We start from the raw sequence: 14,279 nt of genomic DNA on the forward strand, positions 1-14,279 counted from the left end.
CTTGGGAGGAGCTTCAATGCAGCGATACATTCTTGGCCTTGATGCGGGCAATACCGTCATCAAGGCCATCATCTTCGACACCGCCGGTCGCGAACTCGCACTTGCCGCTCGCGACGGCCGTTCCTGCATGCCAGAGCCCGGCCATGTCGAGCGGGACCTCGGCGAATTGTGGCGCAACGCCGTCGAGGTCATCCGCCAGTGCCTCGACCAGTCGGGCATCGACCCCCGCGACATCGCGGTGATCGGCTGCGCCGGCCACGGCAACGGGCTCTATGCGCTGGACCGCGGCGGCGACCCGCTGCTCGGCATCCAGTCGCTCGACACGCGCGGCGTCGGCATCGTCAGCGAATGGGCGGCCGCAGGCGTTGGCGACCGGACCTATATCCACTGCCTGCAACGGCCCTGGGCGGCGCAGACGCCGACTCTGCTGGCGTGGCTCAAGCGCCATGATCCGGCACTTTTTGCCAAAATAGGCACCGTCTTCCTGTGCAAGGATTTTATCGTCAACCGCCTCACCGGCGCGCGCTCGACCGAGACCTCGGATATGTCGGGCTGCGGGCTTTTGCACATGCCCGGCCGGCGCTACGAGCGAGAGTTGCTGGCCGCCTACGGTCTCGACGATTGCATGGAACTGCTGCCGAACGTGCTGGAAGCCTCCGCCATCGCCGGCCATGTCACGCGCGATGTCGCCGCTGCCACCGGCCTTCTTGCGGGCACGCCTGTGGTGGCGGGCCTGTTCGACGTCGTCGCCAGCGCCATCGGTTCGGGTGTCACCAGCACCGGCGCCGCCTCGATCATTGCCGGCACCTGGAGCATCAACCAGGTTATCACCCAAGAGCCGATCCGCGATCCGTCTATCTTCATGCTGTCGACCTTCGATCCGCTGCGCTATCTCGCCATCGAATCGAGCGCCACTTCGGCCGCAAATCTCGAGTGGATCGTGCGTGAGTTCTTCGAGCATGCGCCGCCGGCAGGCGCATCGCCATTCGAGATCTGCAGCGAGCTTGTTGCTTCCGTCGATCCCGCGGGAGACATGCCGATCTACCACCCATTCCTTTACGGCTCGCAGCAGAATGGCAAGGCGCGTGCCGGTTTCTACGGCATCGCCGGCTGGCACACGCGGGCGCATATGCTGCGCGCACTGTTCGAGGGCGTCGTCTTCGAGCACCGGCGCCATGTCGAGACGTTGCGTCGAGCGGGAGCCATTGTCAGCCAGGCGGTTCTTTCGGGTGGCGGCTCGCGCAGCGCCGTTTGGCCGCAGATATTCGCAGATGTGCTGGACGTGCCGGTGACCGTGGCGCGCAGCCGTGAGACAGGTGCGCTGGGAGCTGCGATTGCAGCCGGGACAGGCGTCGGCTTATTTGCCGACTTCTCTGCGGGCGCCGCCGCGATGACCGCGCCCGACCGATGCTACCAGCCCAATTGCGCGATCGCACCGGTCTATGAGCGGCGCTATCGTCTCTATGGTGAGATCAACAAGGCCATGGGTCCGCTATGGGACAGGATGGCAAGCGAACGGACGTCCAATTGACACAGACCGCTGCCGATTTTGGACAGTACGACTTCATCATCGTCGGCGCGGGTTCAGCCGGCTGCGTGCTGGCCAACAGACTGTCGGCCAATCCAGGCATGCGCGTGCTGCTTCTGGAAGCCGGCGGCAGCGATCGCTATCACTGGGTCAGCATTCCCATCGGCTATCTCTACTGCATGGGCAACCCGCGCACCGATTGGCTGATGAAGACCGAGCCGGAGCCCGGGCTGAACGGTCGTGCGCTCAACTATCCGCGCGGCAAGCTTCTGGGCGGCTGCTCGTCGATCAACGGCATGATCTACATGCGTGGCCAGGCGGCCGACTATGATGGTTGGCGGCAAGCCGGGAATCTCGGTTGGGGCTGGGATGACGTGCTTCCGTATTTCCGCAAGTCCGAGGACCATTTTGGTGGCGCCAACGACCTTCACGGCGCCGGTGGCGAATGGCGCGTCGAGCGCCAGCGCCTGTCGTGGCCAATCCTGGATGCCTTCCGCGATGCTGCCGAGGAACTCGGCATCCCCCGGACCGAGGATTTCAACGGCGGGACCAACGAAGGGTCGGGCTATTTCGAGGTCAACCAGAGGAAAGGCGTGCGCTGGAATACCTCTAAGGCGTTCCTGCGCAGCGCGCTGCGACGGTCGAATTTGCGCGTCGTCACCGGCGCCGAGACCGAGATGCTGGATTTCGACGGAGCTTGCGTCACCGGCGTTGTCTTTCGCATGGGCGGCCAACTGCATCGTGCGCGGGGAGGCGAGACGATCCTTGCCGCCGGCGCGATCAATTCGCCGAAGCTGCTCGAGCTTTCCGGCGTCGGCCGACCTGCCGTGCTTGGCGCAGCAGGAATCCCGGTTCGCCACGCGCTTGAAGGCGTCGGCGAGAACTTGCAGGATCATCTGCAGATCCGCACAGTCTTCAAGGTCGCCAACGCCTCGACGCTAAACCAGCGCTACCACAATCTGTTCAGCCGCGCGGCCATGGGCGTCGAATACGCTATCCGTCGCAGCGGACCGCTGTCGATGGCGCCGAGCCAGCTTGGCATCTTTGCCAGAAGCGACCCACGCCTGGAGACGCCCGATCTCGAATACCATGTCCAACCGTTGAGCACTGACCGGCTGGGCGAGCCGCTGCATCGTTTCCCCGCGGTCACGGTTTCGGTCTGCAATCTCAGACCGGAAAGCCGCGGCACCGTCCACATGGAGGCGTCCGATCCGCAGGCGGCTCCGAAGATCCGGCCGAACTATTTGTCTACCGAGGGAGACAGGACCGTGGCTGTGGCATCGCTCCGCCACGTCCGCCGCTTGATGAAGGCGCGCGCCATTGCCCGTTACGCGCCTGAGGAAATGCTGCCCGGCGCACATTATGAAAGCGACGAAGAACTCGTCCGCAAGGCCGGCGATATCGGCACGACGATTTTCCACCCGGTCGGCACCTGCAAGATGGGCGCAGGCTCGACGGCAGTGGTCGACGGCCGGCTGCGGGTGCACGGCATTTCTGGCCTGCGCGTCGTCGACGCTTCGATCATGCCGACGATCGTTTCCGGCAACACCAACTCTCCAGTGGTGATGATCGCGGAGAAGGCATCGGAAATGATCCTGCAGGACGCCAGCCACGAAAAATAACACTCGGTGGCGCATCTGAGCTGACGCGACCGGCCTGTCGTGCCTCCTGTGAGGCGACAGAAGGCTTCAGCCGAAGCAGGCTGGTAGGAAGGTCGGTCCTGCCAACGCATGGCGTCAGGATTTCACATCGGCGAGAAGGCGGGCTCTGTCGGCAATGGCGGTCACCACCGATTTGACGAGCGGGTCCGGGAAGCTTTTGGGGAGTTTGTCGACAACCGCTGCGGCCGCGCGTTCTGCATTTGCCGCCAGATCGTCGCATAACGACAGCATTGCCGGTTTTCCAACGCCGGCAAGGTCGGCCGTCTGCAGGAAATGGCGCGGTACAACTTCGTGCAAGGCGTAGTGGTTGCTCTTGCCGACAGACATTGCGAGCTTGAATTTCTTTCGTGGGATTTGGTGCAAATCCAGGCTCGGCTGTGCGCTCAACACATCATAGAGGGGCGTCATGCGGTAGCCACCGCCGGGCGACAGAAAAATGCTGAAGTTCTTGGCGTGTCCGTCCGTTGCACCCAGCAGCCAGAAAATTATGCTGGCCCGCATAAATGTCAGGATATCAGCGTCTGGCGTATCGCTGCCTTTGAGCAGGTTGATGATCTCGCGCATGCCCGGCCCACCTTCTGATTGGTATTTTCTGGTCGGCGGCACGGAGAGGGCCTGACAGCAATCCTCCTGCGGCTGGCGCAGCAAGCGTTCGTCTCTTGTCCAGATGCGGTCGAAGCGCTCGACGATCAACGTTCGCCGTTTACCGAAATCAGCGATCTCGACGCGGGCGACGGGAACGCCCATTCCCTCCACCAGCTTGAGGCACAGATATTCGTTTTCGACGCTGTTCGACAGGTCGATGCCGTTCGGCAGGCGGCCGATCTGCGGTTTGAGAATATGGGTGGTGGCTGTCGTGCCGATCGGTTTGAACCATTGACCGTCTTTGCGCAGCAGCGCCGTTTTCTCCTGGACGCCGGCAATCGAGATACGGAAATCTTCGTCTTCGCCCATGCCGAGCGGAGTGGAAGCGAGATTTTTGACGATGTCGGCGATCTCGGCGTCGGTCACCGGCTTGCCGTTGACTTCTCCGGCGAGGCCGGCATCGACGCCGTCCGGCAGGAACTGGAGTGCGCCGACGCAGTCATGGCCAAGTGCGGCTAGCATGCTGTAGGCATCGGTACCGGCTGCGCCGACTCTTTCAGCAACGCGCTTGCGGATATCGCTGCTGTCCGGAAGCAAGTTGTCGAAGACGTTGATGACCGGCTCGCCGATGTAGCGGTCCTCCCGCAGCGGCAGCGATAGAGATACAGGGAAGGTGCCGCGGAATGCCAGCCACTCGTCGGCATATTTGAAATCGACCGCGCCTGTCGCCTCACGCCGCATGACGCCGACAAGGCGGCCGTTCAGGAAAACGTTGAGCGGAGCGTGGGCGCGCGGGCGTCCCATCAGAACAGGTCCTCGATGTCGGCGGCGCTGCCCTTGGTGCGTGGTCGGATGACGAGTTCCAAGTCGAGCGCCGAGAGCGCAGCCATCAGCGTCCGCAGCTGGACCGCGGGCTCTCCGGCTTCGAGGCGTGACACTGTCCCCTGGCGCAGGTGAATGCGATCACCCAGTCCGCCTTGGGTAAGGCCGGCCTGTTTGCGGACGCGGCGTAAAATGGCGCCGAGTTGTTTTTCTGTTCGGGCGATTTGCTCGGTCATGGAGCACCTCCAATAAACAATATACGCGAAGACGTATAGATCAGCAATATACGTGATTGCGTATATTTCGATTTTATACGCATCCTCGACTAAAAGAAAAAAAGGCGCGAACGCGTATAATGGATCGACTTTGGTGGCGCGTCGGACATCGTCGTCGAGCGCGGCACCGCTCCGTTCGCGGGGAGAGCGACGGCGGCGGTGGCAGTTAAGGTGGCATGGAGCGACCGATGCGGCAACGCCGAGTCGTTTACTGCGGCTTTGTCGCGCAGATCGCGAAGCGATGTTGAGTAGCGCGTTCGAGCGCCTTGGGCCAACTCATGCGTCGAGCCTGGGCGCGATGGATCGCGCCCAGTTTCCAGTCCACGACCGGCTGCTCGAACCCGGCTTCGGCCAGCAAGCGAACTATCTCTTCCGCCCGTGCGCCGCCTGAGAAATAGACACGGGCAAGAATGTTCTGGTGACGTCTGGCCATGGCGGCGCCGTCATCGTCCGAGACCTGGGACTTGCCGGCCGTGAGCTTCTCCCAAAGTTCCCGCATACGCGTCGCCCAGTTGCGGCTGACAAAATCGCCGTCGATGACCAGCAGCCTGCCGCCGGGCTTCAGCAGCGAGAACCATTCGGCAAAGGCCGCCTTCGGATCCAGCAGCGTCCAGACCAGGTGACGGGTGACGATGACATCGTAGCTCGCCCTGTCCTCGAGCGTCCGTTCTGCATCCCTCACGATGAAGCGGATATCGGCGCCGCGTTTTTGTGCCTTGGCGCGCGCCTTGGCAAGCATGGCTTCCGACCAGTCGAGGCCTGTCACCACAAAGCCCAGATCGTGCATCAGATGCGAAATGACGCCAGTCCCGCAGGCGAGATCCAGAGACGCCCGCCCGGCGCCTGGCCCAAGGTGTGTGGTTAAGAGCGCGTGCCAGGCGGCACGCTCCTGCTCGGAAAAAATCTCGTGGCCGACCTGCAGGTCGAATGTCTCGGCGCGGTCGGACCAATAGTCCCGAATCTCGTCGCGCAGCGAATAGTTTGCGTGAGCCGTCATTGCCCGAAACGCACTCCCCAAAGCGGCTACATTGGAATTGCTCTAAAAGAAAATTCTTGATTATACAATTCATGTTTCATAAGCGGGGCCGGCAACTGAATTGCGAGAGCCCAATGATTTTGAAATCGATATTTGCGGCCGCGGTCGCGCTCGCGGCCTTGATGCCGCTTACCCCAGGCGCGCGCGCCGAGACCGTCACCGACATTGCCGGCCGCAAGGTCGAGGTGAAGACGCCGGTCGAGAAGGTCATCCTCGGCGAAGGCCGGCAGATCTACCTGATCGCCGCGCTCGATACCGACAACCCTTTCAAGCGCATCGTTGGCTGGCGCGAGGATTTCTCCCAGGCCGATCCGGACAATTACGCCATTTATCTGGAAAAATTCCCGTCGATGGCGGCGATACCGACCTTCGGCGGTTTCAAGGACGGCACCTTCGACATCGAGCAGGCCATCGCACTTGACCCGGACGTGATGATCATGAACATCGAGTCCAAGCAGGCAACCGAGGACGCGCAATACATCGAGAAGCTCGCCGCCGTCGGCATTCCGGTGGTCTATGTCGATTTCCGCGAGCAACCCTTCACCAACACCGAGCCGAGCATGCGCCTGATCGGCAAGCTGCTTGGCCAAGAACAGCGGGCCGAGGCGTTCATCGCCTACCGCGCGGCCCAGATCGCGCGCGTCACCGATGTGATCGCAGAGAAGAACCCCAAGCGCCCGACCGTGTTCATCGATCGCGCCGGGGGCTATTCCGATGATTGCTGCATGAGCTTCGGCAACGACAATTTTGGCAAGTTCGTCGACATGGCCGGCGGGGCCAATATCGCGGCCGACCTGATCCCGGGCACGTTTGGCGCGCTCAATCCCGAACAGATCATCGCCAGCGATCCCGACCAGGTGATTGTGACGGGCGGCAATTGGGAGGCCTATGTGCCGGGCGGCAAATGGGTCGGCGTCGGTCCCGGCGCCGACGAAGCGGCGGCACTGAAGAAACTCAAGGGGCTGACCGAGCGGCCCGCGCTAACCGGCATCAAGGCGGTGGAGAACGGGCAGGTCCACGCGATCTGGCACCAGTTCTACAACAGCCCCTATCAGTTCGTCGCCATACAGCAGATGGCCAAATGGCTGCATCCCGACCTGTTCGCCGATCTCGACGCCGAGGCCACCTTCAAGGAGTTGCACGAGAAGTTCCTGCCGGTCGGGTACAGGCCTGGCCATTGGGTCTCGCTCTCCGATGAGCAGTGAACCGGCCGCACTGTCAGCCAAACAAGGGCGCGGGCTCTACCGCGCCCTTGTCCTGCGCAAGCAGCTGATCCTGGCGGGGCTCGCCCTGGCGCTGCTGCTGAGCCTCTGCATCGACCTCGCGCTCGGGCCCGCAAGCTATAGCCTCGACCAGGTGGTGCTCGCCCTGGTTTCTCCCGGCAGTGTGCCGCTTCAGGTGCGCGTCGTGTTGTGGGACATCCGGCTTCCCATCGCGCTCATGGCAGTAGTCGTCGGCGCAGCACTGTCGGTCGCCGGTGCGCAGATGCAGACCATCCTCAACAATCCGCTCGCCAGCCCGTTCACGCTCGGCATTTCGGCGGCGGCCAGCTTTGGCGCAGCCCTCGCGCTCGCCTTCGGCGTCGCGCTGATCCCGGCCGCGATCGAATATATCGTGCCGCTGAACGCCTTCGTGGTGGCGATGCTGACCGCGCTCGTCATCCACCTTCTGAGCCTCAAGCGCGGCGTGACGGTCGAAACCATCGTGCTTCTCGGCATCGCGCTCGTATTCACCTTCAATGCGCTGCTGTCGCTCGTCCAGTATCTTTCCTCCGAGCAGGCGCTCGCCGCGGTCGTGTTCTGGACGATGGGAAGCCTCACCAAAGCCACCTGGCCCAAGCTCATCATTACCAGCCTCATCCTTCTCGCAACACTTACGATATTCGTGCGCCGCGCCTGGGCGCTGACGGCGCTGCGGCTAGGCGAAGACAAGGCCGCGAGCTTTGGCGTCAAGGTCGCACGCCTTAGGCTCGAAACCATGATGATGGTGAGCCTCCTTGCTGCCATTCCCGTCGCCTTCGTCGGCACGATCGGCTTCATCGGGCTTGTCGGTCCGCACATCGCCCGCATGCTGATCGGAGAAGATCAGCGCTTCTTCCTGCCCGCCTCGGCGCTTTCGGGGGCGCTCATCCTTTCGGCGAGTTCGGTTGCCAGCAAGTCGCTCGTTCCAGGCACGATCTTCCCGATCGGCATCGTCACCTCGCTTATCGGCATTCCCTTCTTCATCTCGCTGATCCTCTCGAATGTGAGGCGCTCATGGTAACGATCAGGCTCGATGGTCTCGGAGCCTTCCACGGGGCGCGGCTCGTCCTTTCGGATGTTTCAACTCCCATTTTCCGGGGTGGCGAGGTTGTCGCCGTGATCGGGCCCAACGCAGCGGGGAAGTCGACGCTGTTCAAGCGCATCGCAGGACTTCTGAAGGGCCCGGGACGCGTCTGCCTCGAGGGAGCGGCGAAGGGACCGGACGGCATCTGCTATATGCCGCAGGATACGGCAGCCGACGCGGTGCTGACCGTCTATGAATCGATCCTGCTCGCCCGCAAGCAGGGCTCGGCCTGGTCGGTCAGCGACGGCGACCTCGCACTCATAGACGGCATCCTGGCCGCGCTCAGCATCTCGGATCTTGCCTTTCGCAACGTGGGAGAATTGAGCGGCGGGCAAAGGCAGGTGGTAAGCATTGCCCAGACCCTGGCTCGCGAACCTGAAATCCTGCTGATGGACGAGCCGACGTCCGCGCTTGACCTGCACCGGCAGGTCGCGGTGCTGACCTTCATGCGCGGGCTTGCGCGCAAGCACGGGATCGCAGTGCTGATCGCAATTCACGACCTCAATCAGGCCCTGCGCTTCGCCGACAAATGCATCGTCATCGCCGAGGGGCGGATGGTCGCCTGCGGCACGCCGGAAGAGGTTGTCACCCCGGCGCTATTGCGTGATGTGTACCGCGTCGAGGCGAGGATCGAGCGCTGCTCGCGGAGCATCGGTCATGTCATGGTAGACGGCGTTGCCGCCGAAACGGCAGCGACTGCATCGATAGCAGCTTAGAGCGTCTGTGGTCGAAAGCCAAAAGCCTGGAAAATAGATCAAAATTCTAGGGTAAATAATTGAATTAAAAACATTTTCAGACGCCAAGGCGGTTACTTTGGCGACGAATGGAAGCGTTCGCTTTCGACCGCTGCACGTCCCTCGACGAGCTGCTGTTCTACGAGACATCTTGGGTAGACAGAGGTCGTGAAAACGCGCGATAAGGTTAGCCTGCGCTAGATTCAGAGATGGCCGGGGCACCAGATGATGGCACGCCGAATGTGCAACGCAATGCTTGGCTTCGCGGCGCTTGCCATAACCGCGTGCCAATCGGCGCCTGAAACGCCGCGACCCACTGTCGAACCTGCGTTAGGACCTGGACCCATTCCTGCCCAAACCGCCTCGGATCCTGCCGCTGTTCCTTCCGGCTCGGCAATTATTGATCAATCCGTGGCGGTCACTCCCCCTGCCAAGACCGTCCCGACAAAATATGCTGCTTTTTCGGGTCTATGGGCCGGACGATTGGAGGGGATGTATGACGCCAAACTTGCTGTTCAGACGATTTCTTCCAATGGCAAGGTGACGGTCACCTATGCGTGGGGAACTCTGGGCGACAATCATCCGGGAGAGGCCGCCGGCACTGGAAAAATTGTGGGGACTACGTTGAAGCTTGAGCGCCTGCCGAGTGGCGCAGACGTCAGTTTTGTCATGCGGCCCGACAGAACCCTCGCCGGAACCGTCAGGCTTGCCGGCCAGACCTACACGGGCGCGTTCGTCAAGCAATGATCGAAGACATGCTTGGAAGGCTATGTTGCTGTTGCCCGATCAGCCCGCGGCGTTCTTCCATGGGCGCCGACTCCTGATCGAGAGATGACCGCGGGCGATTGGGTTTGTTCGACGCGCGCTTGGTCGCCAGTCTAGCCGCTGTTTGCGCTGACCGCGTCACCAAGCACCTTTGTGCGGGGCTGTATGCGCGCGGCGGCAGGCGCGAACACCGAAATTGCCTTCGGGTGGACCTTGAAATGCGCCGGGGTCGAGGTGACGATCTCACCGTCAGTGTTCACCGGCATCGGCCTTTTCGTCTCGATGTCGAACTCGACGCATCTGGCTGTGCGAACCTCGCTCCAGGCGCCGTGCGTGCCAGAGCGGAACGAGCGCAGCAAGAGCGCCATCTTCCAGAGATTCGTCATTTCCAGGCTGTAAAGGTCGAGATGGCCGTCATCGATCTCCGCCGTCTCCTCGACGACGTTGCCGCCGCCATAGTGGCGGCCGTTGCCGACCGCTATCTGGTAGGTCTCGACTTCGGTCGTTGCGCCCTTTTCGGTAATCCTTGCTTCAAAGTGGCGGGCCTTGGTCAACACTTTCATGGCCGCCAAGGCATAGCCAAACCTGCCGAAACGCTTCTTCAGCGCCGGATCCAGCCCCTGGGCAAGATCGGTGCTGAGGCCGATGCTCGCGACGTTGAAGAAAGCGTGGCCATTGACGGTCCCGATATCGATCAGACGTCGTCCGCCCTCTACTATCACGTCGGCCGCCTTCCCAAGATCCAACGGTATTTCGAGGGTGCGCGCCAGATCGTTCGCCGTCCCCATCGGAATGATGCCCATCGGCAGCCCGCTTTCCATGACCGCGACCGCCGCCGAGGACACCGAGCCATCGCCGCCGCACACGATCACAAGATCGGCCCTATGGCGAAGGCGCACGATGTCGCGTGCTATCTCGGGCAGTGCCTCAAATGTCTCGACGCTGACGCGGAGCCCTCCGGCTTCCAGCCGCTCGACGACCGGTGCGAGAGATTCCTGCCCGCGTCGTGCCTTTGGATTGATGAGTAGAAGCGCGCGTCTGTTCGTGATGTCATTCATGCGGCGTAGATAGGGTGCGTGCCTGCGGATTACGACGTCGACAGGCGCGCCTGGGAAAACAAGTCACAAAATCATGGCTTTGGCAGCCGTTTGCGGAGGTTGAAATTCGGTCCACATAATAATACCGAAAATGGGTACTACCAAGGTGCGGACATGACCAACACAGTCACAGCCAAAGGACAGGTGACCATCCCGAAGCCGGTCCGGGACCTGCTCGGAATCGTTCCGGGCAGCAAGGTTGATTTCCGCCGCACCGATGACGGCAATGTGGTGATTGTGCGTAGTGACAAGAAGCAGCCCGCGAGCCGCTTCGCGAAATTGCGCGGCCATGCCGGCAAGGGCCTCGACACCGACGCGATCCTGGCACTGACGCGTGGCGACGCGTGACGCTGGTCGGCTCGATCCTGTAACGGACGATGCGAACTGGACGGATTGGTCGATCGACCGGCTTGAGGCGGCAAGCCTCAATGGGCCGTTGCTGATCAACGATGCGGTCTATGCCGAACTTGCCGTCCGCTATGACCGCACGCCTGTTTCTCGTCCGCTGCTTCGCGCGGCGTATGCGTAGGCCCCGCGGCTTGGGTCGACGCCATCATGGCGAAAAGAATCGCAACACCGAGAATAATCCTGGTTCGACCGCGTTCTCCCCCAGGTAACAGCGCCCCCTTGGTGACCGGAGAGACCACAATGGAAATTCTTGACTGCGAACGCATCGCGAAGGCCAAGCGGGCTTTCACGACCCGCCGAATTCCGACCGAGCGCATGCGGATGTTGCTTTCGCCTCCTGCCGAACCGAAGGCAGGCGACCTGGTGCTCGCGCGGATCGAGGCGCTCGGTCACCACAAGTCGGTCGAGCTGCCCTCGGGACGCAAGGCGGCACTTGCCGCGACGGACGAAGTCGTCCTGGCCTATGGCAACCGCTACGCCCCTGATCAGTTCGAGGCGATCGTGCCGGCAGATCTCGGACCGTGCCATATGGTGGCGGCAGGCGGAGTGGCTTCGCGGGCGTTGGCATGGCACGACAAGACCATGTCTCCGACTGCGATCGTGCCGCTCGGCCTCGTCACCAACTCATGCGGCCGCGTTCTGAACGTTGCAGACTTTGCGGTCGCGCCGCAGCCGGCGCGGCTTACCCCGCCGACAATCGTTGTCTTCGGAACGTCGATGAATTCGGGCAAGACGACAACAGCTGCAAGCCTCGTGCGTGGTTTGACCAGGGCAGGTTTCGCAGTTGGTGCGGCAAAGGTGACCGGAACCGGAGCCGGCAATGATCTCTGGTCGATGATGGATGCCGGAGCATGCGCCGCTCTTGATTTTACTGATGCCGGCTTTGCCACGACCTATCTTGCCCCAATCGATGCCATCGTCGAGGGCGCGCAGAATTTGCTGCATTCTCTTGCCGCCACCGGGGCGGAGATCGCGGTTCTGGAGGTCGCGGATGGGCTATTCCAGTCCGAGACGGCCGCGCTGGCAAAGTCCCCGAAATTCCGCGAGCTGACCGGCGGCGTGCTGTTTGCCGCAGGCGATGCGATGGGGGCGGTGGCGGGCTGCGAAAGGCTGCGCGAGCTTGGATACGACGTGCTCGGGCTCAGCGGGCTCCTGACCTGCTCGCCGCTGGCGCGCCGGGAAGCAGGCGCTGCCAACGTCCCTGTCTATGGCGTGAAGGAACTCACCGATCCGGCGACCGCGGCAAGCATAGTCTCAGGGATATTGAACCCGCGCCTGATGGTGATCGCTGGAGGTGCACAATGCCTCTACCAGGAATCCTGATCGGCACGCGACTGGTCGCCCTTGCGGTTCTTGTCGCCATCGGCTTTGCCAAGGCCGCCACGTCGCTCGCTCTTGTCGCCATCGTCGGTGCGGCGGTTTCCGGGGAACCGCAGCCGCTCGGGCAGGGCAGGCTGATCGTGGCCAGCCTTTCGCTCGGCATCGCGCTCTTCGCACTCGGGGTGATGCAGCGCCGACAGGGGGCAGCTTTTGCACTGGACTATGTGCGCGAGGTCCGCAGACTGCTGGTCGAGCAACTCTTCGCGTTGCCGCCTGGCGCCGGCCGGACCGGTCTCGGCCTGGTAATGACCCGCCTCGTCACCGACCTCTCCGCCATCAGATCCTGGCTGGCCGACGGCGTGGCTTCCCTCTTTGTTGCGGGTCCTTCCGTCGTTCTCATCGTGCTTGGCGCCTTCTGGCTTGCCCCAGGGGTTGCGCCGTTCCTGCTTTGCGGCGTTCTTGCCTGGTCGATCGTCTGTCTTGTTGCCCTGCCGTTTCTTCACCGGGCCATCCGCGAAAGCCGGCGGAGGCGGGGACGGCTTGCCGGCCGTCTCGGCGACATCGTTGCCGCCCGGGCGGCGTTTGCCCATTTCGGCAAAAGCGGAACGTCCACACGCAAGATCGACCGGATGTCGGAAGCGCTCAACATGTGGCTCGTCCGCCGGGCAGGGTGGTCGGGGGCTGCGCGCGCGTCCAGCGACTTCGTCATGCCCGTGATCGTCGTCATCCTCGTGGCCTATGCGTTTTCGGGCCGCCCGGCGATGCTGGTTGGCGATCTCAGCACGCTATTGCTCCTCACCGGACTGACGGTTGGCCAGCTTTCCGACCTCGCTCGCGCCGCCGACTATCGGCTTGCCTATGTCGAGTCCCGCCGCCGGATTGCCTCCATCCTGGCAAGGCCGGTGCTTGCGGATCCTGTGAATCCAGTTCCCCTGCCGCGCTCGACGTCAGGCCGGCGGCTGCGCATCGAATTTCATTGCCGAAACGGCACGCCGTCAAAAGTGCTGGATGCCGCGCCCGGCGCCTCGATCCTGCTTGGCGGTGATACGCCTGAAGCACGCAGCGCGCTTTTTTCCAGCATCGCAGGTTTTGAGGAAAACAGCGGCCTGGCGATTTTCCTCGATGACATTCCTGTCGACAAGATTTCGCAGCGCGACCGGCGCCGGGCAATCACCCTTTTGTCGCCGGCGATCCCGTTGGTGCGGGCTACAATGGTCGACAATATAGCCCTGGGAGCGCCCTCAGCGACCCCGCAGGAAGAGATAATCGCCACGGCCTCGCTGTGCGGCCTGGCAGTCGATGGACCGCCAGACAGCGGCCAGAGACTGGAGCCCCCTCAAATCAGTGCCATGCAGGCCGCCCGGATCCGTGCCGCACGAGCGCTGGTTCGATCAGCGGCCGTGCTCCTTATCGACGACATCGATGTCTGCAAGGACCGGGACTTGCTTGCGGCCGTTCTTGCACACGCGCGTGCCGCGCTAACGACAGTGATCGTCTCGTGCGAAGCAGCCACTGTGGGCATGGAATTCGATGATACGTGGCTTCTCGATTGCGAGTGATCGGGAGATTGCCTCGGCGCTGCCACATGCCTTGTTGCAACCACAAATAGTCGCGACTAGCGACATCGATCCACAATATGGATCGCATTTTCGCCGCAAGTCGCTGATATACAGCCGATTGCATGGCAAAAATCGCTTATGCGAAATAACTGGTCCATGATATA

The 14,279-nt window shown here is 62.4% G+C and carries 14 protein-coding genes; 10 read left to right on the forward strand and 4 right to left on the reverse strand.

Going from position 1 to position 14,279, the window contains the following annotated elements:
- Positions 1-16: 16 nt before the first annotated feature.
- Positions 17-1,531 (forward strand): FGGY-family carbohydrate kinase, encoded by a 1,515-nt coding sequence (locus BLT09_RS00340; protein WP_091589908.1) that lies wholly within the window; start codon positions 17-19, stop codon positions 1,529-1,531.
- Complete coding sequence (locus BLT09_RS00345) at positions 1,528-3,150, forward strand: GMC family oxidoreductase (RefSeq protein WP_091590751.1); 1,623 nt, start codon at positions 1,528-1,530, stop codon at positions 3,148-3,150. The genes BLT09_RS00340 and BLT09_RS00345 overlap by 4 nt, the downstream gene beginning before the upstream one ends.
- Positions 3,151-3,264: 114 nt before the next feature.
- Here the strand turns inward: BLT09_RS00345 and BLT09_RS00350 are convergent, their stop codons facing one another.
- From BLT09_RS00350 to BLT09_RS00360, 3 genes are all read right to left on the reverse strand, one after another.
- Entirely contained in the window at positions 3,265-4,578 is a 1,314-nt protein-coding gene (locus BLT09_RS00350) for a type II toxin-antitoxin system HipA family toxin (protein WP_091589910.1), read from the reverse strand.
- On the reverse strand, positions 4,578-4,832 hold the full coding sequence (locus BLT09_RS00355) for a helix-turn-helix domain-containing protein (RefSeq protein WP_091589911.1): 255 nt from the start codon (positions 4,830-4,832) through the stop codon (positions 4,578-4,580). Before BLT09_RS00355 ends, BLT09_RS00350 begins: the two co-directional genes overlap by 1 nt.
- Before the next feature lie 247 nt (positions 4,833-5,079).
- Positions 5,080-5,868, reverse strand: a complete 789-nt coding sequence (locus BLT09_RS00360) for a class I SAM-dependent methyltransferase (RefSeq protein ID WP_091589913.1) — start codon at positions 5,866-5,868, stop codon at positions 5,080-5,082.
- A gap of 161 nt (positions 5,869-6,029) precedes the next feature.
- On the opposite strand from BLT09_RS00360, the gene BLT09_RS00365 reads away from it, so the two are divergent.
- The 4 genes from BLT09_RS00365 (at position 6,030) to BLT09_RS34120 (ending at position 9,713) form a co-directional block, all read left to right on the forward strand.
- On the forward strand, positions 6,030-7,112 hold the full coding sequence (locus tag BLT09_RS00365; RefSeq protein WP_236473239.1) for an ABC transporter substrate-binding protein: 1,083 nt from the start codon (positions 6,030-6,032) through the stop codon (positions 7,110-7,112).
- Entirely contained in the window at positions 7,102-8,169 is a 1,068-nt protein-coding gene (locus BLT09_RS00370; protein ID WP_091589917.1) for a FecCD family ABC transporter permease, read from the forward strand. The genes BLT09_RS00365 and BLT09_RS00370 overlap by 11 nt, the downstream gene beginning before the upstream one ends.
- A complete protein-coding gene (locus tag BLT09_RS00375) occupies positions 8,163-8,948 on the forward strand; it encodes an ABC transporter ATP-binding protein (RefSeq protein ID WP_091589919.1) in 786 nt (261 codons plus the stop codon). The genes BLT09_RS00370 and BLT09_RS00375 overlap by 7 nt, the downstream gene beginning before the upstream one ends.
- A gap of 510 nt (positions 8,949-9,458) precedes the next feature.
- Complete coding sequence (locus BLT09_RS34120) at positions 9,459-9,713, forward strand: hypothetical protein (RefSeq protein WP_167366272.1); 255 nt, start codon at positions 9,459-9,461, stop codon at positions 9,711-9,713.
- A gap of 131 nt (positions 9,714-9,844) precedes the next feature.
- Here the strand turns inward: BLT09_RS34120 and BLT09_RS00385 are convergent, their stop codons facing one another.
- Positions 9,845-10,789 carry a lipid kinase gene (locus BLT09_RS00385; protein WP_091589922.1) on the reverse strand — a complete coding sequence of 315 codons (945 nt, stop codon included), beginning with the start codon at positions 10,787-10,789 and terminating at the stop codon, positions 9,845-9,847.
- Between the two features lie 153 nt (positions 10,790-10,942).
- Here BLT09_RS00385 and BLT09_RS00390 point away from each other — a divergent pair, with 153 nt between their 5' ends.
- From BLT09_RS00390 to BLT09_RS00405, 4 genes are all read left to right on the forward strand, one after another.
- Positions 10,943-11,176, forward strand: coding sequence for an AbrB/MazE/SpoVT family DNA-binding domain-containing protein (locus tag BLT09_RS00390; protein ID WP_091589924.1), 234 nt, complete (start codon positions 10,943-10,945; stop codon positions 11,174-11,176).
- The gene (locus tag BLT09_RS00395; protein WP_091589925.1) at positions 11,163-11,357 is read left to right on the forward strand and encodes a hypothetical protein; all 195 of its coding nucleotides are present in this window, start codon (positions 11,163-11,165) and stop codon (positions 11,355-11,357) included. The genes BLT09_RS00390 and BLT09_RS00395 overlap by 14 nt, the downstream gene beginning before the upstream one ends.
- A gap of 119 nt (positions 11,358-11,476) precedes the next feature.
- Positions 11,477-12,559, forward strand: a complete 1,083-nt coding sequence (locus BLT09_RS00400) for a P-loop NTPase family protein (RefSeq protein ID WP_091589927.1) — start codon at positions 11,477-11,479, stop codon at positions 12,557-12,559.
- Entirely contained in the window at positions 12,538-14,115 is a 1,578-nt protein-coding gene (locus BLT09_RS00405) for an ABC transporter transmembrane domain-containing protein (protein WP_091589928.1), read from the forward strand. The genes BLT09_RS00400 and BLT09_RS00405 overlap by 22 nt, the downstream gene beginning before the upstream one ends.
- The last annotated feature ends 164 nt before the right edge of the window (positions 14,116-14,279 follow it).

Origin of the sequence: Mesorhizobium muleiense (genome assembly GCF_900099905.1) — a bacterium.
In the GTDB taxonomy this organism is placed as follows: domain Bacteria; phylum Pseudomonadota; class Alphaproteobacteria; order Rhizobiales; family Rhizobiaceae; genus Mesorhizobium; species Mesorhizobium muleiense.

What these genes read in the sequence shown, in the direction of transcription:
- BLT09_RS00340 (WP_091589908.1), top strand. Translation starts at nt 17, where the DNA reads ATGCAGCGATACATTCTTGGCCTTGATGCGGGCAATACCGTCATCAAG.
- BLT09_RS00350 (WP_091589910.1), bottom strand. Translation starts at nt 4,578, where the DNA reads ATGGGACGCCCGCGCGCCCACGCTCCGCTCAACGTTTTCCTGAACGGC.
- BLT09_RS00355 (WP_091589911.1), bottom strand. Translation starts at nt 4,832, where the DNA reads ATGACCGAGCAAATCGCCCGAACAGAAAAACAACTCGGCGCCATTTTA.
- BLT09_RS00360 (WP_091589913.1), bottom strand. Translation starts at nt 5,868, where the DNA reads ATGACGGCTCACGCAAACTATTCGCTGCGCGACGAGATTCGGGACTAT.
- BLT09_RS00365 (WP_236473239.1), top strand. Translation starts at nt 6,030, where the DNA reads ATGCCGCTTACCCCAGGCGCGCGCGCCGAGACCGTCACCGACATTGCC.
- BLT09_RS00370 (WP_091589917.1), top strand. Translation starts at nt 7,102, where the DNA reads ATGAGCAGTGAACCGGCCGCACTGTCAGCCAAACAAGGGCGCGGGCTC.
- BLT09_RS00375 (WP_091589919.1), top strand. Translation starts at nt 8,163, where the DNA reads ATGGTAACGATCAGGCTCGATGGTCTCGGAGCCTTCCACGGGGCGCGG.
- BLT09_RS34120 (WP_167366272.1), top strand. Translation starts at nt 9,459, where the DNA reads ATGTATGACGCCAAACTTGCTGTTCAGACGATTTCTTCCAATGGCAAG.
- BLT09_RS00385 (WP_091589922.1), bottom strand. Translation starts at nt 10,789, where the DNA reads ATGAATGACATCACGAACAGACGCGCGCTTCTACTCATCAATCCAAAG.
- BLT09_RS00390 (WP_091589924.1), top strand. Translation starts at nt 10,943, where the DNA reads ATGACCAACACAGTCACAGCCAAAGGACAGGTGACCATCCCGAAGCCG.
- BLT09_RS00400 (WP_091589927.1), top strand. Translation starts at nt 11,477, where the DNA reads ATGGAAATTCTTGACTGCGAACGCATCGCGAAGGCCAAGCGGGCTTTC.
- BLT09_RS00405 (WP_091589928.1), top strand. Translation starts at nt 12,538, where the DNA reads ATGCCTCTACCAGGAATCCTGATCGGCACGCGACTGGTCGCCCTTGCG.